Source organism: Tsukamurella sp. II2bb (assembly GCF_057815145.1).
Genome location: NZ_JBYPZI010000002.1, coordinates 123,600 through 150,560, shown reverse-complemented (window position 1 = coordinate 150,560; position 26,961 = coordinate 123,600). Strand labels below are relative to the sequence as shown.

The 26,961-nt window shown below is 70.5% G+C and carries 26 protein-coding genes; 20 read left to right on the top strand and 6 right to left on the bottom strand.

What is annotated here, in order from left to right; all coding sequences use genetic code 11:
• Nucleotides 1-53: 53 nt before the first annotated feature.
• The 7 genes from AC21LY_RS06705 (at nt 54) to AC21LY_RS06675 (ending at nt 9,987) form a co-directional block, all read left to right on the top strand.
• Nucleotides 54-1,529: an NCS2 family permease gene (locus AC21LY_RS06705; RefSeq protein WP_489045573.1), complete on the top strand. Its 1,476-nt coding sequence runs from the start codon at nt 54-56 to the stop codon at nt 1,527-1,529.
• Between the two features lie 243 nt (nt 1,530-1,772).
• On the top strand, nt 1,773-3,224 hold the full coding sequence (locus tag AC21LY_RS06700) for a xanthine dehydrogenase small subunit (RefSeq protein WP_489045572.1): 1,452 nt from the start codon (nt 1,773-1,775) through the stop codon (nt 3,222-3,224).
• Entirely contained in the window at nt 3,221-5,629 is a 2,409-nt protein-coding gene (xdhB, locus tag AC21LY_RS06695) for a xanthine dehydrogenase molybdopterin binding subunit (protein WP_489045571.1), read from the top strand. Before AC21LY_RS06700 ends, xdhB begins: the two co-directional genes overlap by 4 nt.
• Before the next feature lie 7 nt (nt 5,630-5,636).
• On the top strand, nt 5,637-6,446 hold the full coding sequence (gene xdhC, locus AC21LY_RS06690; RefSeq protein WP_489045570.1) for a xanthine dehydrogenase accessory protein XdhC: 810 nt from the start codon (nt 5,637-5,639) through the stop codon (nt 6,444-6,446).
• The gene (gene guaD, locus AC21LY_RS06685) at nt 6,443-7,735 is read left to right on the top strand and encodes a guanine deaminase (RefSeq protein ID WP_489045569.1); all 1,293 of its coding nucleotides are present in this window, start codon (nt 6,443-6,445) and stop codon (nt 7,733-7,735) included. Before xdhC ends, guaD begins: the two co-directional genes overlap by 4 nt.
• A gap of 144 nt (nt 7,736-7,879) precedes the next feature.
• A complete protein-coding gene (locus AC21LY_RS06680) occupies nt 7,880-9,154 on the top strand; it encodes a DUF6986 family protein (RefSeq protein WP_489045568.1) in 1,275 nt (424 codons plus the stop codon).
• The gene (locus AC21LY_RS06675) at nt 9,151-9,987 is read left to right on the top strand and encodes a bifunctional allantoicase/(S)-ureidoglycine aminohydrolase (RefSeq protein WP_489045567.1); all 837 of its coding nucleotides are present in this window, start codon (nt 9,151-9,153) and stop codon (nt 9,985-9,987) included. The genes AC21LY_RS06680 and AC21LY_RS06675 overlap by 4 nt, the downstream gene beginning before the upstream one ends.
• 59 nt (nt 9,988-10,046) lie before the next feature.
• On the opposite strand, the gene AC21LY_RS06670 is transcribed toward AC21LY_RS06675, so the two are convergent.
• The 3 genes from AC21LY_RS06670 to AC21LY_RS06660 are packed head-to-tail and all read right to left on the bottom strand — an operon-like array spanning nt 10,047 to nt 13,107.
• Nucleotides 10,047-10,820 (bottom strand): aspartate/glutamate racemase family protein, encoded by a 774-nt coding sequence (locus tag AC21LY_RS06670; RefSeq protein WP_489045565.1) that lies wholly within the window; start codon nt 10,818-10,820, stop codon nt 10,047-10,049.
• Entirely contained in the window at nt 10,817-11,554 is a 738-nt protein-coding gene (locus AC21LY_RS06665; protein WP_489045564.1) for an aspartate/glutamate racemase family protein, read from the bottom strand. Before AC21LY_RS06665 ends, AC21LY_RS06670 begins: the two co-directional genes overlap by 4 nt.
• An 11-nt stretch (nt 11,555-11,565) precedes the next feature.
• Entirely contained in the window at nt 11,566-13,107 is a 1,542-nt protein-coding gene (locus tag AC21LY_RS06660; RefSeq protein ID WP_489045563.1) for an NCS1 family nucleobase:cation symporter-1, read from the bottom strand.
• Between the two features lie 242 nt (nt 13,108-13,349).
• On the opposite strand from AC21LY_RS06660, the gene allB reads away from it, so the two are divergent.
• Complete coding sequence (gene allB, locus AC21LY_RS06655; RefSeq protein WP_489045562.1) at nt 13,350-14,699, top strand: allantoinase AllB; 1,350 nt, start codon at nt 13,350-13,352, stop codon at nt 14,697-14,699.
• 87 nt (nt 14,700-14,786) lie between these two features.
• Complete coding sequence (locus tag AC21LY_RS06650; protein WP_489045561.1) at nt 14,787-15,437, top strand: MBL fold metallo-hydrolase; 651 nt, start codon at nt 14,787-14,789, stop codon at nt 15,435-15,437.
• Nucleotides 15,438-15,447: 10 nt separating this feature from the next.
• On the opposite strand, the gene hisB is transcribed toward AC21LY_RS06650, so the two are convergent.
• The 3 genes from hisB to hisD are packed head-to-tail and all read right to left on the bottom strand — an operon-like array spanning nt 15,448 to nt 18,529.
• Nucleotides 15,448-16,062 (bottom strand): imidazoleglycerol-phosphate dehydratase HisB, encoded by a 615-nt coding sequence (hisB, locus tag AC21LY_RS06645; protein WP_489045560.1) that lies wholly within the window; start codon nt 16,060-16,062, stop codon nt 15,448-15,450.
• Complete coding sequence (locus AC21LY_RS06640) at nt 16,059-17,186, bottom strand: histidinol-phosphate transaminase (RefSeq protein WP_489045559.1); 1,128 nt, start codon at nt 17,184-17,186, stop codon at nt 16,059-16,061. The genes hisB and AC21LY_RS06640 overlap by 4 nt, the downstream gene beginning before the upstream one ends.
• Complete coding sequence (gene hisD, locus AC21LY_RS06635; RefSeq protein ID WP_489045558.1) at nt 17,183-18,529, bottom strand: histidinol dehydrogenase; 1,347 nt, start codon at nt 18,527-18,529, stop codon at nt 17,183-17,185. Before hisD ends, AC21LY_RS06640 begins: the two co-directional genes overlap by 4 nt.
• Before the next feature lie 98 nt (nt 18,530-18,627).
• Between hisD and AC21LY_RS06630 the strand changes: the two genes are divergently transcribed.
• The 11 genes from AC21LY_RS06630 to AC21LY_RS06580 all read left to right on the top strand — a co-directional run bounded on the left by AC21LY_RS06630 (nt 18,628) and on the right by AC21LY_RS06580 (nt 26,955).
• On the top strand, nt 18,628-19,341 hold the full coding sequence (locus AC21LY_RS06630; protein WP_489045557.1) for a lysophospholipid acyltransferase family protein: 714 nt from the start codon (nt 18,628-18,630) through the stop codon (nt 19,339-19,341).
• Nucleotides 19,307-19,831, top strand: coding sequence for a helix-turn-helix transcriptional regulator (locus tag AC21LY_RS06625; RefSeq protein ID WP_489045556.1), 525 nt, complete (start codon nt 19,307-19,309; stop codon nt 19,829-19,831). The genes AC21LY_RS06630 and AC21LY_RS06625 overlap by 35 nt, the downstream gene beginning before the upstream one ends.
• A gap of 10 nt (nt 19,832-19,841) precedes the next feature.
• Nucleotides 19,842-20,249: a VOC family protein gene (locus AC21LY_RS06620; protein WP_489045555.1), complete on the top strand. Its 408-nt coding sequence runs from the start codon at nt 19,842-19,844 to the stop codon at nt 20,247-20,249.
• Nucleotides 20,250-20,367: 118 nt separating this feature from the next.
• Nucleotides 20,368-21,606, top strand: coding sequence for a PucR family transcriptional regulator (locus AC21LY_RS06615; protein WP_489045554.1), 1,239 nt, complete (start codon nt 20,368-20,370; stop codon nt 21,604-21,606).
• A 194-nt stretch (nt 21,607-21,800) separates the two neighbouring features.
• Nucleotides 21,801-23,681, top strand: coding sequence for a molecular chaperone DnaK (dnaK, locus tag AC21LY_RS06610; RefSeq protein WP_489045553.1), 1,881 nt, complete (start codon nt 21,801-21,803; stop codon nt 23,679-23,681).
• Nucleotides 23,678-24,208: a nucleotide exchange factor GrpE gene (locus AC21LY_RS06605; RefSeq protein ID WP_489045552.1), complete on the top strand. Its 531-nt coding sequence runs from the start codon at nt 23,678-23,680 to the stop codon at nt 24,206-24,208. Before dnaK ends, AC21LY_RS06605 begins: the two co-directional genes overlap by 4 nt.
• Complete coding sequence (locus tag AC21LY_RS06600) at nt 24,208-25,125, top strand: DnaJ C-terminal domain-containing protein (RefSeq protein WP_489045551.1); 918 nt, start codon at nt 24,208-24,210, stop codon at nt 25,123-25,125. Before AC21LY_RS06605 ends, AC21LY_RS06600 begins: the two co-directional genes overlap by 1 nt.
• Entirely contained in the window at nt 25,122-25,439 is a 318-nt protein-coding gene (locus AC21LY_RS06595) for a chaperone modulator CbpM (protein ID WP_489045550.1), read from the top strand. Before AC21LY_RS06600 ends, AC21LY_RS06595 begins: the two co-directional genes overlap by 4 nt.
• Before the next feature lie 11 nt (nt 25,440-25,450).
• Entirely contained in the window at nt 25,451-26,002 is a 552-nt protein-coding gene (locus AC21LY_RS06590) for a YceI family protein (protein WP_489045549.1), read from the top strand.
• 51 nt (nt 26,003-26,053) lie between these two features.
• A complete protein-coding gene (locus tag AC21LY_RS06585; RefSeq protein WP_489045548.1) occupies nt 26,054-26,275 on the top strand; it encodes a hypothetical protein in 222 nt (73 codons plus the stop codon).
• Nucleotides 26,272-26,955, top strand: a complete 684-nt coding sequence (locus tag AC21LY_RS06580; RefSeq protein WP_489045547.1) for a hypothetical protein — start codon at nt 26,272-26,274, stop codon at nt 26,953-26,955. The genes AC21LY_RS06585 and AC21LY_RS06580 overlap by 4 nt, the downstream gene beginning before the upstream one ends.
• Nucleotides 26,956-26,961: the final 6 nt, after the last annotated feature.

Below are 26,961 nucleotides of genomic sequence, written 5' to 3'. Positions count from 1 at the left end.
GCATCTGGACCGCGTCGGGCCCGAGCCCGGCGTTTCGGACCGAGAGGACCACCATGACCAGCCAGCATGAGCAGACAGAGGTCGGTGACGCCGTCGCCGGCCCGACCGGTACACCGTTCCTGGACCGCTTCTTCGAGATCACCCGCCGTGGCTCGACGATCCCGCGCGAGATCCGGGGCGGCATCGTCACCTTCGTGGCGATGGCCTACATCGTCGTGCTCAACCCCCTCATCCTGAGCAGTTCGTCGGACGCCGCCCAGGGCACGCTCGGATTCGTCCAGGTCACGGCCGTCACCGGCCTGACCGCGGGCGTCATCACGATCCTCTTCGGCCTCATCGCGCGACTCCCCTTCGCGCTCGCGGCCGGGCTCGGCATGAACTCCTTCCTCGCCGTGGCGGTGGTCAAGGAGGTCACCTGGCCGGAGGCGATGGGCCTGGTGATCATCAACGGCCTGATCATCGTGGCGTTGGGCGCCACGGGAATCCGCACAGCGATCTTCCGCGCGGTACCCGCCGAGCTGAAGACCGCGATCACCGTCGGCATCGGCCTGTTCATCGCCTTCATCGGCTTCGTGAACTCGGGTTTCGTCACGCGCACCCCGGCCGGCCCGCCCGTCCAGCTCGGCCACGACGGCTCGATCGACGCTCTGCCCACCGCCGTCTTCATCTTCGCCCTGCTGCTCATCGCAGTCCTGGTCGCGCGCCGCATCCCCGGTGCGATCCTGATCGGCATGATCGTGGCGACGATTGCGGCGATCGCCGTCCAGCACTTCGCCAAGCTGGGCACCGTCGGCGATCCGAACCATCCCGACCCGAAGGGCTGGAACCTCAGTTCGCCCGAGCTGCCGAGTCACATCGTCGCCCTCCCGGACTTCGGCCTGATCGGGCAGTTCGACCTGTTCGGCGCCTTCGAGCGGGTCGGTGCGCTGGCCGCAACGATGCTGGTGTTCACGCTGGTCTTCACCAATTTCTTCGACGCCATGGGCTCCATGACCGGGCTCGCCCGCCAGGCCGGGCTCGGCCAGGCCGACGGCACCTTCCCCCGTATCCGCTCCGCCTTCGTGATCGAGGGCATGGGCGCCGTCGCCGGCGGCGCGACCTCCGGCTCGTCGAACACCGTCTTCGTCGACTCCGCATCAGGGATCGCCGAAGGCGCGCGGACCGGCCTCGCCGCCTGCGTGACCGGCGTGTTGTTCCTCGGCTCGATGTTCTTCGCGCCGCTGATCGGCGTGATCCCGATGGAGGTCGGCGCGGCAGCCCTGGTGGTCGTCGGATCGATGATGGTGGCGCAGATCCGGGAGATCGACTTCACCCACTTCTCGGTTGCCCTGCCCGCCTTCCTCACGATCGTGACGATGCCGCTGACCTACTCGATCGCCAACGGCATCGGCGTGGGCTTCATCACCTGGGCCCTGCTGAGCGTCCTCAGCGGTCGCGGACAGAAGGCGCACTGGCTACTGTGGGCAGTCTCGATCGGGTTCATCCTCTACTTCATCCGAGGCCCGATCACCGCCTTCATCGGCGGCTGACCTGCAACGACGCAGTAGTCAGCCGGAACCACCCGTCCGTCTCACTCCGTGATGTGGAAGCAGAATTCCGAAAACCTCTTCCCGATGTGACCCCCGTCACGTACAATGAAATGCACTGGATCGTGTTCGCATGGAAAACCAGCGGTCCAGCTCAGCCTCGCAAACCATGCCTGTCAGAACCGCGTGCCGCGGTTCAGTAGGGATGCAGCGGTGACCGAAACGCTGACCGGATGTCATGTGACCGTGAACGGTCGATCCCGGCCCTTCACCGGCCCTCCACACACGAGCGCCCTCGACTGGCTGCGCGATCAGGGCCTCACCGGAGCCAAGGAGGGCTGCGCCGAGGGCGAGTGCGGTGCCTGTTCGATCCTCGTCGCCCGGCCCGGCGATCCCGGCACCTCGGACGACGGCACCCGGTGGACCGCGATCAACGCGTGCCTGACGCCGGCGGCGGCGCTCGCCGGCCAGGACGTCGTCACGTCCGAGGGGCTCGGCGGACCCGACGATCTGCACCCCGTTCAGGCCGCGATGGCGCTTCGCGGCGGATCCCAGTGCGGCTACTGCACACCGGGATTCATCTGCAGCATGGCCGCGGAGTTCTACCGCCCGGATCGCACCCCGGCAGATGCCTCCTCCGGACCGGCGTGCGCCGGCCACGACGAGGAGCACGGCCCCAACGGCTTCGACCTGCACGCACTGTCGGGAAATCTCTGCCGCTGCACCGGCTATCGCCCGATCCGGGACGCCGCCTACGGTCTCCCACCGGCGCCGGTGCCCGACGATCCGCTCGCCGCTCGACGCGCGACGCCCTGTCCCCCAGCGCCTCCCACCGTGGTCACCGGCCCGAACGGGCGTTTCGTCCGGCCGTCCGGCCTCGCCGAGGTCCTCGACCTGCTCGCCGGTGACGATGCCCCCGTTCTCGTGGCCGGCTCCACGGATTTCGGTGTCGACGTGAACCTCAAGGGGCGCCGCGAGCCGCTCGTCGTCGCCGTCGACCGGCTGCCCGAACTCCGCGAACTCCGCTGGGAGCAGGACGAACTCGAGATCGGTGCGGCCCTCACGCTGTCCGAGATCGAGCGGCGCCTCGACGGGCGCGTCCCCCTGCTGGCCCAGGTCTTCCCGCAGTTCGCCTCCCGCTTGATCCGCAACGCCGCGACGCTCGGCGGTAACCTCGGGACCGGCTCGCCCATCGGCGACACGCCACCCGCTCTTCTCGCCCTCGAGGCGCGTCTCGTGCTCGCCTCGCGCGCCGGTGAGCGCACGGTCCCGCTCGCGGACTACTTCACCGGCTACCGCGCGACGGTCCGCCGCACCGACGAGCTGATCAAGGCGGTCCGGATCCCGCTGCCCCTGAGTCCGCTCACCGCGTTCCACAAGATCGCCAAGCGCCGATTCGACGACATCTCCAGCGTCGCAGTGGCGTTCGCCCTGACCGTCGACGCCGGCACGATCACCCGCGCCGCGATCGGCCTGGGCGGCGTGGCCGCGACCCCGCTGCGCGCCACCACGACCGAGCAGGCCCTCGTCGGCCGCCCCTGGTCCGAGGCCACCGTGCGCGACGCCGCCGAGGCGCTGCGCGCCGAGGGCACCCCGATGGACGATCATCGCGCGTCCGGCCGCTACCGCACGGCCATGCTGGGCCGCTCGCTCGAGAAGCTCTACGCCGAGACCACGGCCCGAGAGGAGCTGTCATGAGCCACCTGTCCGAGCGCCCCGCGAATCCGGTCGTCGGGCAGGATGTTCCGCACGAGAGCGCGACGCTGCACGTCACCGGCGCGGCCCTCTACACCGACGATCTCGTGGGCCGCACGCCCGGCGCGCTCCACGCCCACCCCGTCCAGTCCACGTGCGCCCATGCGCGGATCCTCGCGATCGATACCGAGGCGGCGCTGCGGATCCCCGGCGTCGTCCGGGTTCTCACCGCGGCCGACGTCCCCGGGGTGAACGACGCCGGCGTCAAGCACGATGAGCCCCTCTTCCCCGAGGACGAGGTGATGTTCTACGGACACGCGATCTGCTGGGTCCTCGGAGAGACGCTCGAGGCCGCGCGGCTCGGCGCGGCGGCGGTGCGGGTGGATCTCGAACCGCTGCCCTCGCTCATCTCGCTGAGGGACGCCATCGACGCCGAGAGCTTCCACGGTGCCCGCCCGACGGTGCGCCGCGGCGACCTCGACGCCGGCTTCGCCGCCGCCGCGCACGTCTACGCGGGCGAATTCGAGTTCGCCGGCCAGGAGCACTTCTACTTGGAGACCCACGCCTCACTCGCCCAGGTCGACGAGGCCGGTCAGATCTTCGTGCAGTCCAGCACCCAGCACCCGTCGGAGACGCAGGACATCGTCGCCCACGTGCTGGGCCTGCCCAGCAACGCCGTCACCGTCCAGTGCCTGCGGATGGGCGGGGCCTTCGGCGGCAAGGAGATGCAGCCGCACGGATTCGCGGCGATCGCGGCACTCGGGGCCACCCTCACGGGCCGACCGGTGCGGCTCCGCCTCGACCGCACGCAGGACATGACGATGTCGGGCAAGCGGCACGGCTTCCACGCCTCGTGGCGCGTCGGCTTCGACGAGGACGGGCTCCTCACCGCCCTCGAGGCCACGCTCACGGCGGACGGCGGCTGGAGTCTCGACCTGTCCGAACCCGTCCTCGCCCGGGCACTGTGCCACATCGACAACGCCTACTGGATCCCCAACATCGCCGTGCACGGCCGGATCGCGAAGTGCCACAAGACCTCGCAGACCGCTTTCCGCGGCTTCGGCGGTCCGCAGGGCATGCTCGTGATCGAGGACATCCTCGGCACGTGCGCGCCTCGGCTCGGCCTGTCGGCACGGGAACTACGGCGCCGCAACTTCTACGGCGACGGCCAGAGCACGCCCTACGGGCAGCCGGTGCGGCACGCCGACCGGGTCCGGACCGCCTGGGAGCAGGTCATCGAGTCGGGTGAGATCGACGCCCGGGAAGCGGAGATCGCCGCGTTCAACGCCGCGCACCCGCACGTCAAACGCGGCCTCGCCCTGACCCCGGTGAAGTTCGGTATCTCCTTCAACCTCACCGCCTTCAACCAGGCGGGCGCCCTCGTGCTGGTCTACAAGGACGGCTCGGTCCTGATCAACCACGGCGGCACCGAGATGGGCCAGGGCCTGCACACCAAGATGCTGCAGGTCGCCGCAACCACCCTGGGTGTCCCGCTCTCGCGGGTGCGGCTCGCGCCGACGCGGACCGACAAGGTGCCCAACACCTCCGCCACCGCCGCGAGTTCGGGCGCCGACCTCAACGGCGGCGCCGTCAAGAACGCCTGCGAGCAGATCCGCGACCGCCTCGCCGCCGTCGCCGCATCGCTCATCGGTACCAACGCCGCCGATGTGCGCTTCTCCGACGGCGCGATCAGCGGGCTCGGTGCGTCCGCGCCGAAGCTCACCTGGGAGGAGGTCGTGCACGCCGCGTACTTCCAGCGGGTGCAGCTCTCCGCGTCCGGCTACTACCGGACCGAGGGCCTGCACTGGGACGCCAAGGCGATGCAGGGCGAACCCTTCAAGTACTTCGCGTACGGCGTGGCCGCCAGTGAGGTCGAGGTCGACGGTTTCACCGGCGCCTACCGCCTGCGGCGCGTGGACATCGTGCACGACGTGGGCGACTCGCTCTCCCCGATGATCGATATCGGCCAGATCGAGGGCGGCTTCGTCCAGGGCGCCGGCTGGCTCACGCTGGAGGACCTCCGCTGGGACGAGAGCGACCGCCCGAGCCGCGGACGGCTCCTCACGCAGTCGGCCAGTACCTACAAGTTGCCGAGCTTCTCCGAGATGCCGCCCGATTTCCGGGTCTCCCTGTTGGACAAGGCGCACGAGGACGGCGCGGTCTACGGTTCGAAGGCCGTCGGCGAGCCTCCGCTCATGTTGGCCTTCTCGGTCCGGGAGGCGCTGCGCCAGGCGGCCGCCGCCTTCGGGCCGCCCGGAACCTCCGTGGAGCTCGCCTCCCCGGCGACCCCGGAAGCCGTGTACTGGGCGGTCGAATCCGCGCGCTCGGCGGGACCGGCACGCAACGGGCACCGTCGGACAGCCGTCCCGGCGGCCGAGGCGGCACCGGCCCCCGCGTCCCTCGGCTGAGCCCGCCATGACCTGGCTGGGCGACGCCGCCCGCCTCCGCCGGCAGCGCGTCCCCGCGGTCCTGATCACGCAGATCGGGGTACGCGGGCACGCGCCGCGCGAGGCGGGCGCCAAGATGATCGCCACCGCCGACGGGGCCTTCGGCACGATCGGCGGCGGCAACCTGGAACTGACGGCGATCGACCGGGCTCGCGAGTTGCTCCGTGACGGGATCGCGCTGCCGGAGACCGTCACTCTGCGACTGAACGACAAGGCCCGCAATCGGCACGGGCGGCAATGCTGTGGAGGCGAGGTGGTCGTCCTGTTCGAACCGCTCCCGGTGGTACCGGCGGTCGCGATCTTCGGGGTCGGCCACGTCGGCCTCGAGCTCACCCGCATCCTGTCCCGCCACGACGTCGAGCTCCACCTCACCGACTCGCGTCCCGAGCAGATCGAGGCCGCACGCGCCCTGGAGCCCGGCGAGGCGACCGTGCACCTGCGGCACTCGATGCTGCCCGAGGAGGTCCTGGAGGATCTCCCGCAGGGCTGTCACGTGCTGATCATGACCCACGATCACGCCGAGGACTTCAGCCTGTGCGATCAGGCCCTGCGGACGCCCGGGCTCGGCTCCGTCGGCCTCATCGGCTCGTCCGCCAAGTGGACCCGCTTCCGCGCCATGCTCGCCGACGCCGGACACGACGCGGCGGCCATCGACACCATCCAATCCCCCATCGGCCTGAGCACCCTGGGCGGCAAGCATCCGGCGACCATCGCCGTGAGCGTGGCCGCCGACCTGCTCACCCGGTTCCCGACCTCCGGACAAGGAGATCCCTCATGACCGTCACGACCGTCTACCGCGCGCGCGTACTCGACACCCCGGACGATCCCTTCACCGGCGGCGCCCTGCGTTCCGACGACGACGCGGGCATCGCGGTGGAGGCGGGAGTCGTCGTCGACCGCGGCGACTTCCGCGCCGTCGCCGACCGCCGTCCCGGTGCCGAGGTCGTGGATCTGCGCGCCGGGGTGCTGCTCCCCGGTCTGGTCGACACGCACGTGCACTATCCGCAGATCCGCGCGATCGGCGGCCTCGGCATGCCGCTGCTGGACTGGCTCGACCAGTGCGCCCTCCCCGAGGAGTGCCGGCTCGCCGACCCGGAGTACGCGCGCACCGTCGCGCGGGAGTTCCTCATCGGTCTCACCGCGGCGGGCACCACCACCGCCCTGGTCTTCGGCTCGCACTTCGCGGACGCCGTCGACACGCTCTTCGGCGAGGCGAACCGCGTGGGGGTCAGGGTGACGGCGGGCCTGGTCACGAGCGACCGCAATCTGCCCGCACCGCTGCTGAGCACGCCCGCGCGGTCCTACGACGAGGGCCGTAAGCTCGCCGAACGCTGGCACGGCCACCGGCGGCTCCGGTACGCGGTGACCCCGCGGTTCTCCTATTCGACCTCGCCGGAGATGCTGGAGAGCGGTGCGGCGCTGGCCGCGGACGTCCCCGGCCTGTGGTTCACCTCCCACATCAACGAGAACCCCGCCGAGATCGCGGCCGTCATCGACCAGTTCCCCGGCTCGCCGAACTACCTCGACACCTACCACCGGCACGGGCTCGTCCACGAGCGGTCGGTGTTCGCGCACAACGCGCACCCGGCGGACGCCGAGCTGTCCCTCCTGGCGGCGGCCGGGGCGTCGGTCGCCCACTGCCCGACCTCGAACTCGGCACTCGCCAGCGGCTCGTTCCCGCTGCGCCGCCACCTCGACCACGGGGTCACGGTGGCGCTCGGCACCGATGTCGGTGCAGGCAGCGGCTTCTCGCTGTTCAAGGAGGGGCTGCAGGCCTACTTCATGCAGCAGCTCCTGCAGCGCGAGGGCGTCCCGCTCACCGCGACCCACCTGCTGTACCTCGCCACCCGCGCCGGCGCGGGCGCCCTCGGCCTCGACGACGTGGGAGACCTGTCCGTCGGACGGCAGTTCGACGCGATCCTGCTGCGGCCGACCGCGGGCCACCCCCTCGATGTGGGCCTGCGGCACGCCGACTCCGCCGAGAACGCCCTCGCGAAGATCTTCTCCCTCGCGACCCCGGCGGACGTCTCCCGCGTCTGGATCGGCGGCGACGCGGTCGTCGCCTGACGTCGCCCGGCCGGGCGGCGCCGAGCCCGACGGTGCTCGCCCACCTCGCCGCCCCAGATCGCGAAATCCTTGTGCGGACCAGCGGCTCAGGCGTAGACTCCACCATACGGAATTATTCTTCCATTCGCCCTGACGGAGGTCCCCTTGTCCAGTCGCTCGCTCACCGACGATGCTCTGGCCGCGATCGAGCGTCGGCTCACCGCCACCGATGACCTCCTCACCCGGGAGTACCCGGGGGACGACGGCCGCCGGCAGCCGGTGCACACCGTCTACCTCCCGGCGGACCGGTTCACCCCGGACACGCCGCGCGAGTGGGGCGCCCACGCGCTCGCGGCGGCCGAGGCCGCCGGCGGCCTGGCGGAGGTGGCACGCACCGTCGGGCTGACCGACCCGGACCTGCCGGACCTGGTGCAGCGCAAGCTCACCGATGAACCGATCGAGGACCTGCGCCTGGACTTCGAGGACGGCTACGGCGACCGTGGGGACGAGACCGAGGACGCCGACGTCGCCCAGGCGGTCGCGGCCGTTGCCGCCGCGGTCCGCGAGGGATCGGCGCCGCCCTTCGTGGGCATCCGGTTCAAGTGCATGGAGGCCCCGGTCCGCGCTCGCGGGCTGCGCACCCTCGATCTGTTCGTGAGCGGGCTCGCGGCGGCGGGTCCGCTGCCCGAGGGCCTCACCATCACCCTGCCCAAGGTCACCACCGTGGGCCAGGTCGAGGCGATGGTCGACGCGAGCCGGGCGCTGGAGAGCGCTCTGGGCCTGGACGAGCGCCGGCTCCGCTTCGAGGTGCAGGTCGAGACCCCGCAGGTCATCCTCGGGGCGGACGGCACCGCCCCCGTCGCCTCGCTGCTGCACGCCGCCGACCGGCGCGTGACCTCGTTGCACTACGGCACCTACGACTACTCGGCCTCCCTCGGCATCGCCGCGCAGTACCAGTCGATGGAGCACCCGGCCGCGGACCACGCCAAGAACGTCATGCAGCTCGCGATCGCGGGGACCGGTGTGCACATGTCGGACGGCTCGACGAACATCCTGCCGATCGGCGACGAAGACCACGTCGCCGAGGCCTGGCGGCTGCACGCGCGGCTCGTGCGCCGGCAGCTCGAGCGCGGGATCTACCAGGGTTGGGACCTGCACCCGGCCCAGCTGGTCACGCGCTTCCTCGCCACCTACGCCTTCTACCGCGACGGCTTCCCCGCCGCGGCCACCCGACTGCGGAACTACGTGCACCGCATCGACTCCGCGATCCTCGACGAGCCGGCCACGGCTCGCGCGCTCGCGTCCTTCATCCACCGCGGCGTGACCTGCGGGGCGGTCACCGCCGCCGAGGTCGCCGACGCCGCCCAGGTCACCGTCGAGACCGTCCGTGACCTGGCCCTGAACCGCCCCACCACCACCCAGCCCGAGGAGACCCGATGAGCACAGCAGCGACGAGAACGGCGCGCCCCTTCTACTATTCGCCGCAGGGCGGCCATCCGCCGCAGACGGACCTGCTCACCGACCGCGCCATCGTGACCGAGGCGTACACGGTGATCCCGCGCGGCGTCATGCGCGACATCGTGACCTCGGTCTTCCCGGGGTGGACGAACACCCGGGCATGGGTGCTCAACCGACCCGTCGCGGGCGGCTCGACCACGTTCTCCCAGTCGATCGTCGAGGTCTCCCCCGGCGGCGGGTCCGACGCACCGGAGCCGCAGCCCGAGGTGCAGAGCTTCCTGCTGCTGACCCAGGGCACGCTGCAGGTCACCATCGACGGTGAGGCGCACACCCTCACCGAGGGCGGTTACGCCTACATCCCCGCGGGCACCCCGTGGTCGGTCGCCAACACTGCTGACGGTGCCGCCGTCTTCCAGTGGATCCGCAAGCGCTACGAGCCGCTCGCCGGGCACACCCCGCGGGTCGCGGTCGGCAACGAGCGCGATATCGAGCCCTCGCCGATGCCGGGCACCGACAACAAGTGGCGCACCACCCGGATCCTGGATCCGCAGGACCTCGCGTACGACATGCACTGCAACATCGTCACCTTCGAGCCCGGCGCGTCGATCCCGTTCGCGGAGACCCACGTCATGGAGCACGGCCTGTACGTGCTCGAGGGCAAGGCCGTGTACCGCCTCAACGGCGACTGGGTGGAGGTGCAGGAGGGCGACTACATGTCGCTGCGCGCCTTCTGCCCGCAGGCCTGCTACGCCGGCGGGCCGTCGAACTTCCGCTACCTGCTGTACAAGGACGTCAACCGCCAGATCGTCCTGTAGCGCACGCCAGTACGACGGTGCCCCTCCCGGAAAGTCCGGGAGGGGCACCGTCGTACCGACTACTTGGAGGCTTCGAGGGCCGCCGCGACCGCGGCGTTGACCGCCACGATCAAGGGCACGTCGAAGGACTTCTGCAGGCGCAGGCCCGAGGCGGACAGCGGGCCGCCACCCATGATGACCGCCCGGGCCCCGTCGATCGAGATCGACTGCTGGACGGCCTCCTTCAGGGCGGCGTCGAGCGCGTCGGGCGACTTCACGAGGGCGGTGGCGTCCCCCGGGGTGACCCGCACGCCGCGATACTGCTGCAGGAGACCGAGCGACACCGCCTTCTCGCGGAAGGACTCGACGAGCGCGGGATCCGATGTGACGGTGGCGATGCCGAATGCACGACCGCCCCGGCCGGCCTCCTTGAAGGCCTGCTCGCCGATCCCGAAGACGGGGACGGATACGGCGCCCCGGAGTTCGGCCAACCCCGGGTCGCTGAAGGCGGACACGATGATCGCGGCGACGCCGCCGCGACGGGCCGCCTCCGTGCCGCGGCGGACGACACCAGCGGTCGCGGTCGCCATGTCCTGCGGGGTCGTGAGCAACGCCGGCGCGCCCTCGTTGGTGACGCCGACGATCTTCGCCCTACCCGCAGCCTGCGCGGTGGCGAGCTCCACCATCGACGCGGTCGCACTCTCACTCGAGTTCGGGTTGATCAGCACGATCGTCTTCGACGGTGCCGCCGCGCTCGAACCGGCGTTCCCGTCGGTGGCGGCGGATCCGCACCCGGCCGCGACGGTGGCGACGGCCGCGATGCCGACCGCCACCAGCCGCCGTCCGGCCCTCACCGGACCCCGTCGGTTCCGGCGATCGGCCAGCCGGTGACGACCTTGGGCCGCGGCGGCGCGTAGGTCCGCACCTTGGAGGTCTTCAGGCCCATGCGCACCAGCCCCTCGGCGATCGTCACGGCGGAGCGGACACCGTCGACGATGGGGACGCCGGTGGCGGCGGAGACCTTCTCCTCGAGCTCGGCCATGCCGCCGCAGCCCAGGCAGATCACCTCGGCGTGGTCGCGCTCCACGGCCTCTCGGGCCTGCGCGACGATCGCCTCGACCGCCCGCTCGGGCTCGGATTCGAGTTCGAGGACGCCGAGACCCGACGCCCGGACGGAGGCGCAGCGCGCGTCGAGGCCGGCCAGCTTGAGCCGGTCCTCGATGAGGGGCACGGTGCGGTCGAGCGTGGTGACCACCGAGTACTTGTGGCCCAGGTACATCGCGGTCGACGCGGCCGCCTCGGTGATGTCCACGACGGGCACCTCCAGCAGCTCCTGCAACCCCTCGCGGCCGTGCTCGCCGTAGCCGGCCTGGATGACGGCGTCGTAGGGCCCCTCGTAGCGGGTGATCGCGTCCATGACCGCGATCGCCGCCAGATAGGACTCGAAGTTGCCCTCGCACGAGTCCGCGCCGAAGCGCGGTGTGATCCCGACGATCTCGGTGCCCGGCGAGGCCGCGGACCGCGCGGACGCCGCGATCGCGGCGGTCATGGATTCCGTGGTGTTGACGTTGGCGACGAGAATGCGCATCGCGATCACCCCTAGTGCTTGCTGGGGACGGCGATCTGCTCGCCGGAGACGTCGACGAAGGGGCCCTTGCGGTCCGCCACCAGGAGGTAGACGATGGCGCCGAGGCCGGCACCGATGAACCACGAGTAGTTCGAGACCACGTGGAAGGCGGGCACGAACGCCATGAGCAGTGCCGCGCCGGCGGTCGGCACCAGGGCGATCACGGCGCGCGGATTGACGCCGCGGGAGTAGTAGTAGGGGGCGTCGGGCAGGTCGCAGTACAGGTCCGGAACGTTGACCTTCGTCTTGCGGATCAGCCAGTAGTCGGCCATGACGATGCCGAACAGCGGGCCGAGGAGCGCGCCGAGGCCACCGAGGAAGTAGGTGATGACGACGGGCGAGTCGTAGAGATTCCAGGGCAGGATGACCAGGCCGATGACACCGGAGATGAGCCCGGCGCGGCGGAAGTTCAGGTGCTTCGGGAACAGGTTGTTGAGTGCGTAGATCGGTGCGACGAAGTTCGCCATGAGGTTCACGGCCACGGTCAGCACCAGCAGCGCGAGGCAGGCGAGGACCAGCAACAGGGTGTTCGGCACCGTCTTGACGATGTCGGCGGGCGATTCGATCACGCGGCCGTCGATCTTGAACTGCGCGCCGGCGAGGGTGATCACGATCGCGCCGAAGAGCAGCATGTTGAGCGGGATGCCGAAGAAGTTGCCGCGCACGATGGCGCCCTTGGACCTGGCGCCGCGGGTGAAGTCGCAGAAGTTGAGCACGAAGGTGCCGTAGATCGCGACCCAGAGGCTCGCGCCACCGACGATCTGCAGCCACATGTCGAGGCCCGTCGTGGACGTGGGCGTGGTCCAGGCGATGGAGAAGCCGGCCTTGCCGAACATCCAGAGCGCGAGCGCCGCCATGGTCACGAGGATGACGGGGCCGGCGAAGGCCTCGTACTTGCGGATCATCTCCATCCCGTAGCTGACGATGACCAACTGGATGGCCCACAGCACGAGGAACGAGATCCAGCCGAGCGTCGAGAGCCCGAGGAAGCGGTTCTCGTCGAGTGTCGCCGCGTCGGGGAGCACGGCGACGATCATGATCCGCAGTACGACGGACGCCAGGTAGGTCTGGATCCCGAACCACGCGATCGCGACGATGCCGCGGATGAGGGCGGGGATCTGCGCGCCGCGGATGCCGAAGGAGATCCGGCTCATCACGGGGAAGGGCACGCCCGTCTTCTCCCCCATGAAGCCGGAGAGGTTGAGCAGGAGGAACAGGAAGGTCGCGCCGAGCCCCAGCGCGACCAGGATCTGCCACCCGCCGAGGCCGAGGGCGAACAGGCCGATCGCGAAGGCGTAGTTGCCGAGGCTGTGCACATCGTTCGCCCACAGGGTGAAGATGTTGTAGCCGCCCCACGTGCGCCCGGCGCGCTTCGTCGGCGCGAGATCGCGGTTGTAGAGCCCCGCGCTGAGCCGGTTCAGGGCGTCCACGTCGGGGACGTCCGCCACGTCGGCGTCCCCGAGTCGGATCGGGGTCGCCTCCGCCGCGGAGCGGGGGGTGAGTTCGTCTGTCATGCTGGGCCTTCGTTCCTGCGGGCTGAGTGCTCGGATCGTTCCGTTGTGCGGAATCAGGTTTCCACTTGTAGCGATAAGTAAGACCTATCCCCGCGCCCATGTCAAGGGTGATGTCGCCTGACGGAATAGGATCCTCGCAAGCCGGAACGCAGATCTTGACTAGTGGCGCAGGTCACACCTAGTGTGGGCCTGAATCGAGAAGGAAATTCCGCGACTCGGAATTCCCAGCGAAGGAGAACCGCATGAGCACCGACACCGCCGAGTACGACCTGGTGGTCCGCGGACGCCGCATCGTCACCACCGCCGGAACGGTGGCCCGCGAGATCGGTATCCGCGACGGCCGAGTGGTCGCCATCGAGCCGCTCGGCAACGACCTCGCCGGCCGCGAGGTCATCGAGCTCACCGACGACCAGGTGATGATCCCGGGGCTCGTCGACACCCACGTGCACGTCAATGAGCCCGGTCGCACCGAGTGGGAGGGCTTCGAGTCCGCGACCAGGGCGGCCGCGGCCGGCGCGGTGACCACGCTCGTGGACATGCCGCTCAACTCGATCCCGCCCACCGTCGATCGGGAGGCCCTGCGCCTCAAGCGCGAGGTGGCCGGTCCCAAGGCGTACATCGACGTCGGCTTCTGGGGCGGCGCCGTGCCCGGCAACAAGGACCAGTTGCGGGGCCTGCACGACGACGGCGTCTTCGGCTTCAAGTGCTTCCTCCTGCACTCGGGGGTGGACGAGTTCCCCGCGCTCACCGTCGACGAGATGCAGGAGGACATGGCGGAACTCGCCACCTTCGATTCGCTGATGATCGTGCACGCGGAGGACGCCTGTTCGATCGACCACGCCCCGGAGCCCACCGGCGCCGACTACGCCGGCTTCCTCGCCTCCCGCCCCCGCGGCGCGGAGAACAAGGCGATCGCCGACGTCATCGAGCGCGCGCGGTGGACCGGTGCCCGCGCCCACGTGCTGCACCTCTCCTCGTCCGACGCGCTGCCGATGATCGCGTCCGCGCGCCGCGACGGGGTCAAGCTCACCGTCGAGACCTGTCCGCACTACCTCACCCTGCTGGCCGAGGAGATCCCCGCCGGCGGCACCGCCTTCAAGTGCTGCCCGCCGATCCGTGAGGCGTCGAACCGCGAGCTGCTGTGGCAGGGGCTGCTGGACGGCACGATCGACTGCATCGTCTCCGACCACTCCCCGTCGACCATCGACCTCAAGGACGTGGAGAACGGCGACTTCGGCGTCGCCTGGGGCGGCGTCGCCTCCCTGCAGCTGGGGCTGCAGCTGATCTGGACCGAGGCCAAGAAGCGAGGCATCTCCCTGGAGCAGGTGCTCGAGTGGATGTCGGCGAATCCCGCCAAGCTGGCGGGCATGACCCGCAAGGGGCGGATCGCGCTCGGCTTCGACGCCGATTTCGCGATCTTCGAACCGGAGTCCGCACAGGTCGTCGACGTGCACCGCCTGCACCACAAGAATCCGATCTCCCCCTACGACGGCCGCGCTCTGGCCGGCGTCGTCCGCGGCACCTGGCTGCGCGGCGAGAAGATCGACTTCGAGACCCCGCACGGCCGTCTGCTCCGCCGCGGGGAGGCCTGAGCCGCCGGGCCGGCGCTTGACATGAACAATTCTTGAGGTTCTACGGTCGGCTACACGATGTCCGACCCGAACCGAAGGAATGATCCGATGCTCACCCAGCTCCGGCCCGACCTCTGGGAGACGGCTCCGTTCTCCCCGTTCCCCGGCCTCACGACCCACGCGTTCCTCTGGCGGAGCCCCGCCGGCGAGAACGTCCTCTTCTATTCACCGGGCGACGAGTCCGCGTTCGCGGACCTCGTCGCGCTCGGCGGCGTCGGACGCCAGTACCTGAGCCATCAGGACGAGGCGGGGCCCGTGCTCGGCCGGATCGCGGAGCGGTTCGGCTCGGCACTGCACGGACCGTCGGGCGATCTCGCCGCGATCGGGAAGCATCGCACGCCCGACGTCGTCCTGGCGACCCGCACCGTCGACGATCTGGGCATCGAGGTGATCCCCACGCCCGGTCACACGCCGGGAAGCACGTCCTTCCTCGTCCCGGGGGCCGACGGTGCGCGGTACCTGTTCACGGGCGACACCCTCTACCAGGGAGCCGACGGCCACTGGACCGCCGGCTACATCGCCGGGATGAGCGACGCCCGGCCCCTCCACGAGAGCCTCGCCCTCCTCGCCGAACTCCGCCCGGACGTCGTCGTCAGCAGCGCCTTCGCCGGCGGCGGAGGTATCGAGGCGGTCGATCCGTCGGCATGGCGAGGCATCGTCGAGCACGCGCAGGCGCGCCTGACCGCCTCGGTCGGCTGAGCGGCCCGGCCTACAGCGTTCCCTTGGTCGACGGGACGCCGGTGACCCGCGGGTCGGGTTCGACGGCGGCGCGCAGGGCGCGGGCGACGGCCTTGAACTCCGCCTCCGTGATGTGGTGCGGATCGCGGCCGTAGAGCACCCGCACGTGCAGCGCGATCCGAGCGTTCATGGCGAGCGACTCGAAGACGTGCCGGTTGATCACCGTCGAGTAGGGAACCCCCGGGTATCCGCCGATCACGGAGCTGACCAGGTACTCCGGCTCTCCGGTGTGCACGGCGTAGGGCCGGCCCGAGACGTCCACCGAGGCGTGCGCCAGGGTCTCGTCCATCGGGATGAAGCAGTCGCCGAAGCGGCGGATGCCCTTCTTGTCGCCCAGCGCCTCGGCGAAGGCCTGGCCCAGCACGATCGCGGTGTCCTCGACGGTGTGGTGCGCGTCGATCTCGATGTCCCCCTTGGCCTGCACGGTCAGGTCGAAGCTGCCGTGCTGGCCGAAGGCGGTCAGCATGTGATCGAAGAAGGGCACACCCGTGGCGATCTCGGTGGTGCCCGTGCCGTCGAGGTTCAGATCGACGACGATGGACGATTCGCGCGTCGTGCGCTCGATGCGGGCGATGCGGGCGGTCATGAGCGGTCTCCGTCGTTCTTCGGTGCCAGCTTCTCGCTGATCGCGAGGAAGGCGTCGTTCTCGTGGTCCAGTCCCACCGACACGCGCAGGTGTCCCGGGATGTTCATGTCGCGCACCAGGACTCCGCCGTCGAGATAGGTGCGCCAGGCGGCGGCCTCGTCGGCGAAGCCGCCGTAGAGGATGAAGTTGGCGTGCGATTCGATCACGCCGAAGCCGAGTTCCCGCAGGCGCGCCGAGATCCGGTCGCGCTCGGCCGACAAGTGCGCCACCGTGGCCAGGGTCTCCGCGCGGTGATCGATCGCGGCGATCGCCGCGGCCTGGGTGAACACCGACAGGTGATAGGGCAGGCGGACCAGTTGGATCGCGTCCACGATCGCCGGCGCGGCCACGAGGTACCCCACGCGCCCGCCGGCGAAGGCGAAGGCCTTGCTCATGGTGCGGCTCACGATGAGCTTCTCGCCGAAGCGATCCAGCAGCCGGACCGCGGACGGGCCGGCGCTGAACTCGGCGTAGGCCTCGTCGACGATGACGATGCCCGGCGCCGCCTCGATCAGCCGGATCAGGCCATCCTCCGCGATGAGGTGCCCCGTCGGGTTGTTCGGGTTCGTCACGAAGAGCACGTCGGGCCGGAGTTCGTCGATCGCGCCGACCGCGTAGTCGATGTCGAGCGCGAAGTCCGCCGTGCGCTTGCCGGGGATCCAGTGCGTGTCGGTGCCGTCCGAGATGATCGGGTGCATCGAGTAGCTCGGCACGAAGCCCATCGCCGTGCGGCCGGGCCCGCCGAAGACCTGCAGCACCTGCTGCAGGATCTCGTTGGAGCCGTTGGCCGCCCACACGTTCTGCGGACCCACGACGGTGCCGGTCCGTTCCGTCACGTACTCCGCCAGCCGGTTCCGCAGCGCGGCCAGGTCCCGGTCCGGGTACCGGTTCATCGCCGCCGCGGCCTCACCGACGGCCTTGGCGATATCGGCGACCAGCGCAGGACTCGGCGGGTGCGGATTCTCGTTGGTGTTCATCGCGGCCGCCACCGGCAGCTGCGGGGCGCCGTAGGGCGCCTTGCCGCGCAGGGTCTCCCGGATCGGGAGCTGGTCCAGCGTCACGGCCTCGCCGGGCAGGGGGTTCATGCACGACCGCCCTTCAGCGATTCGAAACGCAGCCGCACGGCCTCGCCGTGCGCGGGGAGATCCTCGGCATTGGCCAGGGTGATGACGGTGCCCGCGATGTCCTTGAGCGCGGCCTCGTCGTACTCCACGACGTGCACGCCGCGCAGGAAGGTCTGCACCGACAGCCCGGAGCTGTGCCGTGCGCACCCGGCGGTGGGCAGCACGTGGTTGCTGCCCGCGGCGTAGTCGCCGAGGCTGACCGGCGAGTGCGGGCCGACGAAGATCGCACCCGCGGCGCGCACCCGGCCCGCGACCTCCCGGGCGTCCGCGGTCTGGATCTCCAGGTGCTCCGCGGCGTACGCGTTGACCACGGCGAGCCCGGCGTCGATGTCATCGACCAGGACGGTGCCGGACTGCGGACCCCGCAGGGCGGTGTCGACGCGCTCGCGGTGCCGGGTGAGCTCGAGCTGGGCCGTCAGCGCCTCGTCGACGCGGTCCGCGAGCTCGACCGAAGTGGTGACCAGCACGGACGCCGCCATCACGTCGTGCTCGGCCTGACTGATCAGGTCGGCGGCGACGTGCACCGGATCCGCGGTATGATCGGCGAGGATCGCGATCTCCGTCGGGCCGGCCTCGGCGTCGATACCGACGAGGCCGCGGCACAGCCGCTTCGCCGCGGTGACGTAGATGTTGCCCGGCCCGGTGATGAGGTCGACGGGGGCCAACTCGGCACCGCCCTGATCGGTTCCGCCGTGCGCGGCGAGCGCGATGCCCTGCGCGCCGCCGGTGGCCCACACCTCGTCGACGCCGAGCAACGTGCAGGCGGCGAGGATGGTGGGGTGGGGCAGGCCGCCGAAATCCTTCTGGGCGGGCGAGAGGACGACGAGCGAGCCGACGCCGGCGATCTGTGCGGGTACCACGTTCATCACGACGGAGGACGGGTAGACGGCGTTGCCGCCGGGCACGTACAGGCCGACGCGGTCGACCGGGATCCAGCGCTCGGTGACGGTGCCGCCGGGCACCACCTCGGTGACGGTGTCCGTGCGCCTCTGATCGGCGTGGACGGTGCGCACGCGACCGATCGCGGTCTCCAGGGCCTCCCGGATCGCCGGATCCAGTTCGGCGAGCGCACGCTCCAACGCCGCGGCCGGGACCCGGACGGTGGGCGGGCGGACACCGTCGAACCGCTCGCCGAACTCGAGCGCCGCCTCGGCCCCCCGCTCCGCCACCGCGTCCACGATCGGGCGGACCTGCGGCACCACCGCATCGACATCGACACCGCCGCGCGGGAGCGCCGCGCGCAACTCGGTGAGCGACGGGCGGCGGCCCCGCAGGTCGAGGCGGCTCAGCTGCAGATCAGACATGCCTCCATTCTATGGGTGCGGCGCCACCGGGTTTCCGGCCAGGGCACCGTGCGCGCCGGTTCCTCTGCACGTCCTGACGGTCCGGTAAGTTATCCGCCATGGGCGAGAGCAACCACGGTGACCAGGGCCTTCTGTACTGGCTGGTCAAGCACGTATCAGTGGGACCGACGATCCGGCTCGTGAACCGGCCCACCGTCGAGGGACTGGAGAACATCCCGGTCGACGGTCCGGCTCTGCTGGCCGGCAATCACCTGTCGATCGCCGACTGGCTGTTCGTCCCGCTGGTCGTACCGCGCCGGATCTCCTACCTCGCCAAGAGCGACTACTTCACCGCACCGGGGATCTCCGGCAAGCTGCAGAAGTTCTTCTACACCCAGACCGGTCAGGTGCCGATCGACCGCGCGGGCGGCGACGCCGCGACGGCGGCACTGACCACCGCCAAGAAGCTGCTCGCCGAAGGCCGCCTCGTCGGGATGTATCCCGAGGGCACCCGCTCCCCCGACGGCCGGCTCTACCGCGGCCGCACGGGCCTCGTCCGGATCGCCTTCGAGGCGAACGTGCCGATCGTCCCCGTCGGCGTGATCGGCACCGACAAGGTCTCACCTCCCGGGCCCTTCAGCTGGCACGCCGAGCGGGTGCAGGTGAAGTTCGCCAAGCCGATCGAGCCGATCGAGTACGACATCCCGTCGGATCCCGACGAGCGGCACAAGCTCGAACGCTCCGTGACGGACCGGCTGATGCAGGAGATCCAGGCGCTGACGGGTCAGGAGTACGTAGATGAGTACGCCAAGAAGTGGCGCCCGGAATCCTGACGCACCCCTGTCCACGAGCGGGACAGCGGAGCGTACGCCACGAAGCGGCGCCCGGAATCCTGACGCCGCGCAGCGCGCCCGCGACCTCGCGGTGCTGCGGCGCGTGCGGGACCGGATCGACCGCGAGTTCGCGCAGCCGCTGAACGTCGAGGAACTCGCGCGCGGCGCGCACATGTCCGCCGGGCACCTGAGCCGCGAGTTCAAGCGCGTCTACGGGGAGTCGCCGTACTCGTACCTGATGACGCGCCGGATCGAGCGGGCGATGATGCTGCTGCGCCGCGGCGACATGTCGGTCACCGACGCGTGTTTCGAGGTCGGCAGCTCCTCGCTGGGGACCTTCAGCACGCGATTCACCGAACTGGTGGGGGTGCCGCCGAGCGTCTACAAGCGCGATCACAGCGCCGCCGCGGAGGGCATTCCCGCGTGCCTCGCGCGCCAGGTCATGAGACCGATCAGGAATCGAGAAGCGCCGCCGGTGACGCCGCAATAGCGTGGTCGGCATGACCATCACCATCTCGCTCGCGTATCTGCCCCACACCGACGCGGAGGCCGCCCTCGGCTTCTACCGCGACACCCTCGGCTTCGAGGTCCGCAAGGACGTCGGCTACCAGGACATGCGCTGGATCACCGTCGGACCGGTCGGCCAGCCGCAGACCTCGATCCTCCTGCACCCGCCGGCCATGGATCCCGGCCTGACGGAGGACGAGAAGTCGACGGTGCTCGACATCATCGCGAAGGGCGCCTACACGGCGATCACCCTCTCCACCGACGATCTGGACGGCCTCTTCGAGCGCGTCGCCGGCTCGGGCGCCGATGTGGTGCAGGAGCCGATGGACCAGGACTACGGTGTCCGCGATTGCGCGTTCCGCGATCCCTCCGGCAATCTGATCCGGATCAATCAATCCTGATCCGCGCCTCGGTGTGATCGCCGCACTTGTCGGAGTGCGGTCGCGATCGATACCTTGGGCATCTTCGTTGCCCGCTGCCGCGGACCCGTCGCGGTGAACAGATCGGCAGACTCAGACGATGACCTTGAGCCAAGACTCCCGGCACGATTCGGGCGGCGGCGTCGATCCCGAGAGCGGTGTCGAGTGGGCCGCCGCGCACATCGCCGAGATGGCCGCGGCGGCGACCGATGAGGTCCTCGCCCGCGTGCCGTTCTACGGCAGTGAGCATCCGGCGGTGACGCGCGAGGAACTGCGTGGTGCGATCGAGGTCGCGTTCCGGCTCGCGACCGAGGCGGTCGGGGGCCGCGACCTGTCCGACGGCATGGCCGAGGTCCGCCGGATCGCGGAGCGGCGCGCCCGGCAGGGCGTGCCCCTCCCCGAGTTGCTCCAGGTCACCCGGATCGCGTTCACCGTCTACTGGAAGGCCGTCCTCGGTCACGATGCGGCCGCCGGGGTTCCCGTGTCGGACGCGCAGCTGACGACGGCGACGCGGCTGATGGAGGCGCTGGACGTGCACGCCGTCGCCGTGACCGAGGCGTACCGCGCGGCCAGCGCCTCGATCCTGGCGTTCCAGTCCCGTCGCCGGTCGGCGCTGGTCGAGGCGCTCCTGACGGGACACCCGGCGCCGGACGCGGGCCCGTGGGAGGCCGCGGCGCTCCTCGGGTTCCCCCGGGGCGGGCGGCACGTCGTGGTCGTCGCCGACGTGCCGAGCGTCGGCGAGGAGGGGCTGCCCGACGTGGAGGAACGCCTGGGCGCACGGGGGCTCACGTCCGCGTGGCGGCTCACCCCCGCCCAGCAGTTCGGCGTGGTCGCACTGCGGGACGAGCCCGTCGAGGTCGTGGCCGAGGTGCTGGAATCCGTTCGCACGGCCCGGGCGGGAGTGAGCCCGGCTTTCGACGATCTGACCGGCGCGCCCCGGGCGGCCCAGCTGGCCCAAGCGGCGTTGCAGACGGCTCCCGAGGTGGGCCGCCGGGTCCGGGTGTTCAGTTCCAGTCCCCTGGCCGCGCTGGTGGTGTTCTCGCCGTCGGAGGGCCAGCGGCTCGCGACCGAGGTGCTCGGCCGGGTCCTCGCCCTGCCGGAGGACGATCGCGTGCTCCTCATCGACACGCTGTGGGTGTACCTCGAGCAGTCGGGATCGGCGGAGAGCGCGGCACCCTTGCTCTACTGCCACCCCAACACGGTGCGGTATCGCCTGCGCCGTCTGCAGGAGATGACGGGCCGGAAGCTGTCGAACCCCGTCGACGTGACCGAACTGACGGCGGCCGTCTACGCCCTGCGCCTGAACCCCGACCAGTTCCGGGACACCGGTCGCGGGTAGCGCTGCCCCGGCCTCGGGCATCCTGCACGGCTGTGGGCCTCGACAACAGGTTCTGACGCCGCCCACAGAGATGCCTCGGCGCCCTGCGCCACAGTGATTCGCACAGCTAACGTCAAGTCGGGCGACGTGGGAAACCCCGCGCCCAGCAGAGCGTTTCAGCGATTCACATCCGGTCCGAGGAGAGCAGGCAGCGCATGGCGAAGGCAGTCGGTATCGATCTGGGAACCACCAACTCCGCAGTGGCGGCCACCCTGGAGGGCGGGCGCGCGGAGATCATCGCGAACGCCGAGGGCGGACGCACCACACCATCGGTGGTGGCGTTCACGGACGACGGCCGGCGGCTGGTCGGCCAGGTCGCCCGGCGGCAGGCGATCATGAACCCCGACGCGACCGTCTATTCGGCGAAGCGGTTCATCGGGCGCACCTGGGACGAGGTCGACGACGAGTCGAAGATCGTGTCCTACAAGGTGGACAAGGGCCCCAACGACGCCGTTCGGTTCGGCGTCCGCGGGCACGAGTACGCGCCGGAGGAGATCTCGGCGCAGGTGCTCCGCAAGCTCGCCGACGATGCGAGCAAGTTCCTCGGCGAGAAGGTCACCGAGGCCGTCATCACCGTGCCCGCCTACTTCAACGACACCCAGCGCCAGGCGACCAAGGACGCCGGCAGGATCGCGGGCCTCGAGGTGCTCCGCGTGATCAACGAGCCGACCGCCGCCGCCCTCGCGTACGGGCTGGAGAAGGAGGGCGCCGAGACCGTCCTGGTCTACGACCTGGGCGGCGGCACCTTCGACGTCTCCATCCTCGACGTCGGCGACGGCGTCGTGGAGGTCCGCTCGACGAGCGGCGACGGGCACCTCGGCGGCGACGATTTCGACAAGCGCATCGTCGACTGGATCGCCGAGGAGTTCCAGCGGGAGAACGGCATCGACCTGCGCAACGACTCCCAGGCACTGCAGCGCCTGTACGAGGCCGCCGAGAAGGCCAAGGTCGAGCTGTCGACGACGACCACCAGCACGATCAACCTGCCCTTCGTCACGGCGGACGCCTCCGGCCCCAAGCACCTGAACCTCTCGCTCTCCCGGGTGAAGTTCGACCAGCTGACGAGCGACCTGGTCGAGCGCACCCGCAAGCCGGTCGAACAGGCCCTCGCCGACGCGAACCTCACCGCCACCGACATCGACGAGGTCATCCTGGTGGGCGGCTCCACCCGCATCCCCGCTGTGCAGGACCTGGTCCGGCGCCTCACCGGCGGCAAGGAACCGAACATGTCGGTCAACCCCGACGAGGTCGTAGCGATCGGTGCGGCGCTGCAGGCGGGTGTGCTCAAGGGCGACGTCGAGAACGTCGTGCTGCTGGACGTGACGCCGCTCTCGCTCGGGCTCGAGACCATGGGCGGCGTGATGACCAAGGTCATCGAGCGCAACACGACCATCCCGGCGCGGCGCAGCGAGGTGTTCTCGACGGCGGAGGACAACCAGTCCGCCGTCGACGTCGTGGTCCTCCAGGGTGAGCGGGAACTGGCCGCCGACAACCGCCAGCTCGCCCGGTTCCGGCTGGAGGGCATCCGCCCGGCACCGCGCGGAGTGCCGCAGATCGAGGTCACCTTCGACACCGATGCGAACGGCATCCTCAACGTCTCGGCGAAGGACAAGGAGACCGGCGCGGAGCAGAAGGTGGAGATCACCGAGTCGGCCAACCTGGTGTCCGAGGAGATCGACCGGATGGTGGCCGACGCCAAAGCACATGCCGCCGAGGACAAGACGCGACGCGAGGAGGTGGACGCACGCAACCAGCTCGACGGCCTGGTGTACCAGGTGCAACAGTTGCTCGCACAGCTCAAGGACGCCGTTCCGGTCAACGAGTCGGCGCGCGCCGAGCAGATCGTGGCGGACGCCCGTACCGCGATCGACGAGAAGGCCGGCCTGGACCGCGTGCGTCCGCTCACAGCCGACCTGCAGCAGATCGTGCACACCCTGCCCGCCACCGCCGCCCAGCAGCAGGCGACCGAGAACGGCGGGGCTCCCTCCGCGGCCGGTGACGACGACATCGTCGACGCGGACTTCACGCGCGAATGACCGGCGAGAACCCCACGGCGGACGACGCCGCGCCGCAGACGACCGACTCCCCCACGGACGTACCGGAGGCGGGCCACGAGTCCGTCGTCGCCGGCCTCCGGGAGGAGCTGGACAGAGCCCAGGATCGCCTCCGCCGGGCGCTGGCGGACCTCGACAACTACCGCAAGCGCACCGAACGCGACGCCGGTCGAGCCGCCACCGCGGCCGGGCACCGCATGCTCGTCGAGTGGCTCGACGCCGTCGACAGCGTGGAACGCGCACTGAAGATCACACCGGATGACCAGGGACTCGCCGCAGTGCTGGAGCAGATGAACGCGATCCTGCAGCGCAACCGGATTCAGCGGATCCCCGGTGCCGGAGAACGGTTCGATCCGACGGTCCACGAGGCCGTTGCGGTGGTCGATGCGCCCGCGGAGGACGACCAGACGGTGGTCGACGAGGCCCGCTCGGGCTACATCGACGGCGAGGGCGAGGTCATCCGCCCGGCCCAGGTGGTCGTCGGCCGAGGGAAGGCGGACGGAAGCTGATGCCCGTCGGGTACCAGGACTACTACGAGGCCCTCGGCGTCCCCCGCGACGCGACCGAGGACGACATCCGGCGCGCGTATCGCAAGCTCGCGCGCACGATGCACCCGGACATCAGCAAGGAGCCCGACGCCGAGGAGAAGTTCAAGGCTCTCTCCGAGGCGTACGAGGTCCTGCGCGACCCGGACAAGCGCGAGAAGTACGACAGGTACGGCGCGAACTGGCGCGCCGCACAGAACGGAGCAGGCGCCGGAACGGGCTTCGACGGGTTCGACGGCTTCCAGGGCGGCGGATTCCAGGGCGAGGCCGGCGACTTCAGCGACATCTTCGAGTCGATGTTCGGTGGCGGACGCGGGCGTCAGTACGGCGGTCAGGGGTACAGCTATCCCACCCGGGGCGCGGATCACGAGGCCGACCTCGACGTCACGCTCGAGGAGGCCGCCGCCGGCGGCAACCGGCACCTCAGCTTCGCCGACGGCCGCGACTACGACGTGACCGTCCCCAGGGGCGTCCGCGACGGTCAGCGGATCCGCCTGGCCGGTGAGGGCGGCCCCGGTCGCGACGGCGGGCCCGCGGGCGACCTGTTCCTCCGGGTGCACGTCACGCCCCACCCGCGGTTCCGGCGCGAGGACGACGACCTGCACGTGGACGTGCCGATCTCGCCGTCGGAGGCGGCGCTCGGCGCGGAGGTGCCCGTACCGACCCTCACGGGGACGGTGCGCGTTCGGGTTCCCGCCGGCTCGTCGAGCGGGAAGACGCTGCGCCTGCGCGGCCAGGGCATGCCGAGCACACGAGGGGCGGCCGGGAACCTGTTCGCCCACCTGCAGATCGCGGTACCCAAGACGCTCACCGACGAGCAGCGTGACCTGTACGAGAAGCTCGCGGCCACGGGCTTCGATCCCCGGGAGGTGGCGAAATGACGCGATCCCGTTCGCGCGCCCTGGTGGCGATCGAGCGCCTGGACGACGAGGGACGGCCGCTGGTCACCCTCGATGTCGTGGCCTACGAATCCGGCCTGCACCCCGAGCACGTCCGCCGGCTGATCTCCCTCGGGGCGGTGGAACCGTACGGACCGGCCGACCGGCCGCTCTTCCCACGCGATTCGGCGGCGCGGCTCGCCCGCATCCAGCGGCTCCGCCACGACCTCGGTGTCAACTACGCGGGAGCCCTCCTGGCGGCCGAGCTCCTCGCCCGGATCGACGAGTTGGAACGCCTACTCGGCCGACGAACCTGAAGGAGCCCACCGTGTCCGACTTCCCCCTCGAACCGTCGCACTGGACCATCGACCCCGACCACTCGGCGATCGAGTTCTCGGTGCGGCGTCTCCTCGTGAGCCGTGTGCACGGTGGCTTCGAATCCTTCTCCGGTGCGATCGACATCGGAGAAGGCGGGTCGGTCACGGTGACGGCCGAGATCGACACCCGCTCCCTGAGCACGCGCAACGCCCGCCGGGACGCGCACCTACGGAGCTCGGACTTCCTCGACGTCACCGAGTACCCGCGGGCCGCCTTCGCGTCCACGAGCGTCGTCCGCGATCCCGCGGACGCCCGCTCGGCGAGCCTCACCGGCGACTTGACGCTGCGCGGGATCACCAGGCCCGTCACGCTGGACGTCGACTGGATCGGTCGCAACGGCGGCATGGGCGCGGAGGAGGTGATCGGCTTCGAGGCCCGGACCGCGTTCCGCCGCCAGGACTTCGGGATCACCATCGACGTCCCGCTCGACTCCGGCGACAAGGTCGTCGGCGACGAGGTCTCGATCAGCCTGTCCATCGCGGCCGTCCGCGAACCCACGTGACCACGCACCCGACTCCCACCACGACCACGATCGGCGAACAGGAAGGACCCGATGGATCCGCTCAGCCCCTCGCGCGTGCTGGCGGAGGTCCGCGCCCAGCTCCAGGAGCTGGCGCGGTCCGTGTCCGCCGAGATGGACCGCATCACCGACGAGCGCGTCGGCGCCCTGCTCACCAGCACCACCAGGATCCTCATCGCGCTCGACGAGGCGTACGACACCGCGCAGACGCGGCTGGCCACGACCGACGACCAGAAGGAGAACCACCCCGAATGAACAACAAGTACCGGAAGATCTACGCGACCATCGTCGGATCGCCCGCTCCCCGGCAGCTCGAATGGATCAAGTTCGAGCGGTTCTGGGAGGGTGTGGCCGACCGCGTGGAGAACGAGTCCGGTGACCGGCTCGCCGTCGACTTCCACGGGCACCGTGAGGTCTTCCGGCGCCCGCAGAACGGGCAGGTCGGCATCGAGGACATCGAACGCGCCCGGCACCTGCTCAAGGCCTCCCCGGATCTCAAGGGGCACGGTGAGATCGCCGCGGTGGTGATCGACGCCGAACAGGCACGCATCCTGGTCTTCGACCTGGACTCGGCGAAGGTGGACGACACCGAGCACACCGTGCGCGACGACGATCCCCGCGCCCGGCGGCTGCGCACCGTCGAGAAGAAGACCGGACGCGACGACGAGCACGACCTCTCGCACTTCCTCGACGACGTCGCGACCGCGATCGCGGAGGACGCCCCCGGCCTGCCGTTCGTGATCTGCGGCCACGGCGCGGGGAAATCCGATGTCGCGGCGGCGTTCGCCGAGCGGATCACCGCCCATCACGCCGAGCTCGCGGAGCGCGTCGCGGGGACGGCCCGCATCGACATCAGCGCGGCGAACGACGCCGCCATCGAATCGGCGGCGGTCGCCGCGCTCCACGAGCACGTGGCCTCGCCGGAAAGCACCTAGGAGGAA

Bases quoted from the DNA above. Each gene is read 5' to 3' on its own strand.
- allB (WP_489045562.1), top strand. From the start codon at position 13,350: ATGAGCACCGACACCGCCGAGTACGACCTGGTGGTCCGCGGACGCCGC.
- AC21LY_RS06580 (WP_489045547.1), top strand. From the start codon at position 26,272: ATGAACAACAAGTACCGGAAGATCTACGCGACCATCGTCGGATCGCCC.
- AC21LY_RS06660 (WP_489045563.1), bottom strand. From the start codon at position 13,107: ATGACAGACGAACTCACCCCCCGCTCCGCGGCGGAGGCGACCCCGATC.
- AC21LY_RS06620 (WP_489045555.1), top strand. From the start codon at position 19,842: ATGACCATCACCATCTCGCTCGCGTATCTGCCCCACACCGACGCGGAG.
- AC21LY_RS06650 (WP_489045561.1), top strand. From the start codon at position 14,787: ATGCTCACCCAGCTCCGGCCCGACCTCTGGGAGACGGCTCCGTTCTCC.
- AC21LY_RS06615 (WP_489045554.1), top strand. From the start codon at position 20,368: ATGACCTTGAGCCAAGACTCCCGGCACGATTCGGGCGGCGGCGTCGAT.
- dnaK (WP_489045553.1), top strand. From the start codon at position 21,801: ATGGCGAAGGCAGTCGGTATCGATCTGGGAACCACCAACTCCGCAGTG.
- guaD (WP_489045569.1), top strand. From the start codon at position 6,443: ATGACCGTCACGACCGTCTACCGCGCGCGCGTACTCGACACCCCGGAC.
- hisB (WP_489045560.1), bottom strand. From the start codon at position 16,062: ATGACCGCCCGCATCGCCCGCATCGAGCGCACGACGCGCGAATCGTCC.
- AC21LY_RS06705 (WP_489045573.1), top strand. From the start codon at position 54: ATGACCAGCCAGCATGAGCAGACAGAGGTCGGTGACGCCGTCGCCGGC.
- AC21LY_RS06585 (WP_489045548.1), top strand. From the start codon at position 26,054: ATGGATCCGCTCAGCCCCTCGCGCGTGCTGGCGGAGGTCCGCGCCCAG.
- hisD (WP_489045558.1), bottom strand. From the start codon at position 18,529: ATGTCTGATCTGCAGCTGAGCCGCCTCGACCTGCGGGGCCGCCGCCCG.
- AC21LY_RS06630 (WP_489045557.1), top strand. From the start codon at position 18,628: ATGGGCGAGAGCAACCACGGTGACCAGGGCCTTCTGTACTGGCTGGTC.
- AC21LY_RS06675 (WP_489045567.1), top strand. From the start codon at position 9,151: ATGAGCACAGCAGCGACGAGAACGGCGCGCCCCTTCTACTATTCGCCG.
- AC21LY_RS06665 (WP_489045564.1), bottom strand. From the start codon at position 11,554: ATGCGCATTCTCGTCGCCAACGTCAACACCACGGAATCCATGACCGCC.
- AC21LY_RS06600 (WP_489045551.1), top strand. From the start codon at position 24,208: ATGCCCGTCGGGTACCAGGACTACTACGAGGCCCTCGGCGTCCCCCGC.
- AC21LY_RS06605 (WP_489045552.1), top strand. From the start codon at position 23,678: ATGACCGGCGAGAACCCCACGGCGGACGACGCCGCGCCGCAGACGACC.
- AC21LY_RS06625 (WP_489045556.1), top strand. From the start codon at position 19,307: ATGAGTACGCCAAGAAGTGGCGCCCGGAATCCTGACGCACCCCTGTCC.
- AC21LY_RS06595 (WP_489045550.1), top strand. From the start codon at position 25,122: ATGACGCGATCCCGTTCGCGCGCCCTGGTGGCGATCGAGCGCCTGGAC.
- xdhB (WP_489045571.1), top strand. From the start codon at position 3,221: ATGAGCCACCTGTCCGAGCGCCCCGCGAATCCGGTCGTCGGGCAGGAT.
- xdhC (WP_489045570.1), top strand. From the start codon at position 5,637: ATGACCTGGCTGGGCGACGCCGCCCGCCTCCGCCGGCAGCGCGTCCCC.
- AC21LY_RS06640 (WP_489045559.1), bottom strand. From the start codon at position 17,186: ATGAACCCCCTGCCCGGCGAGGCCGTGACGCTGGACCAGCTCCCGATC.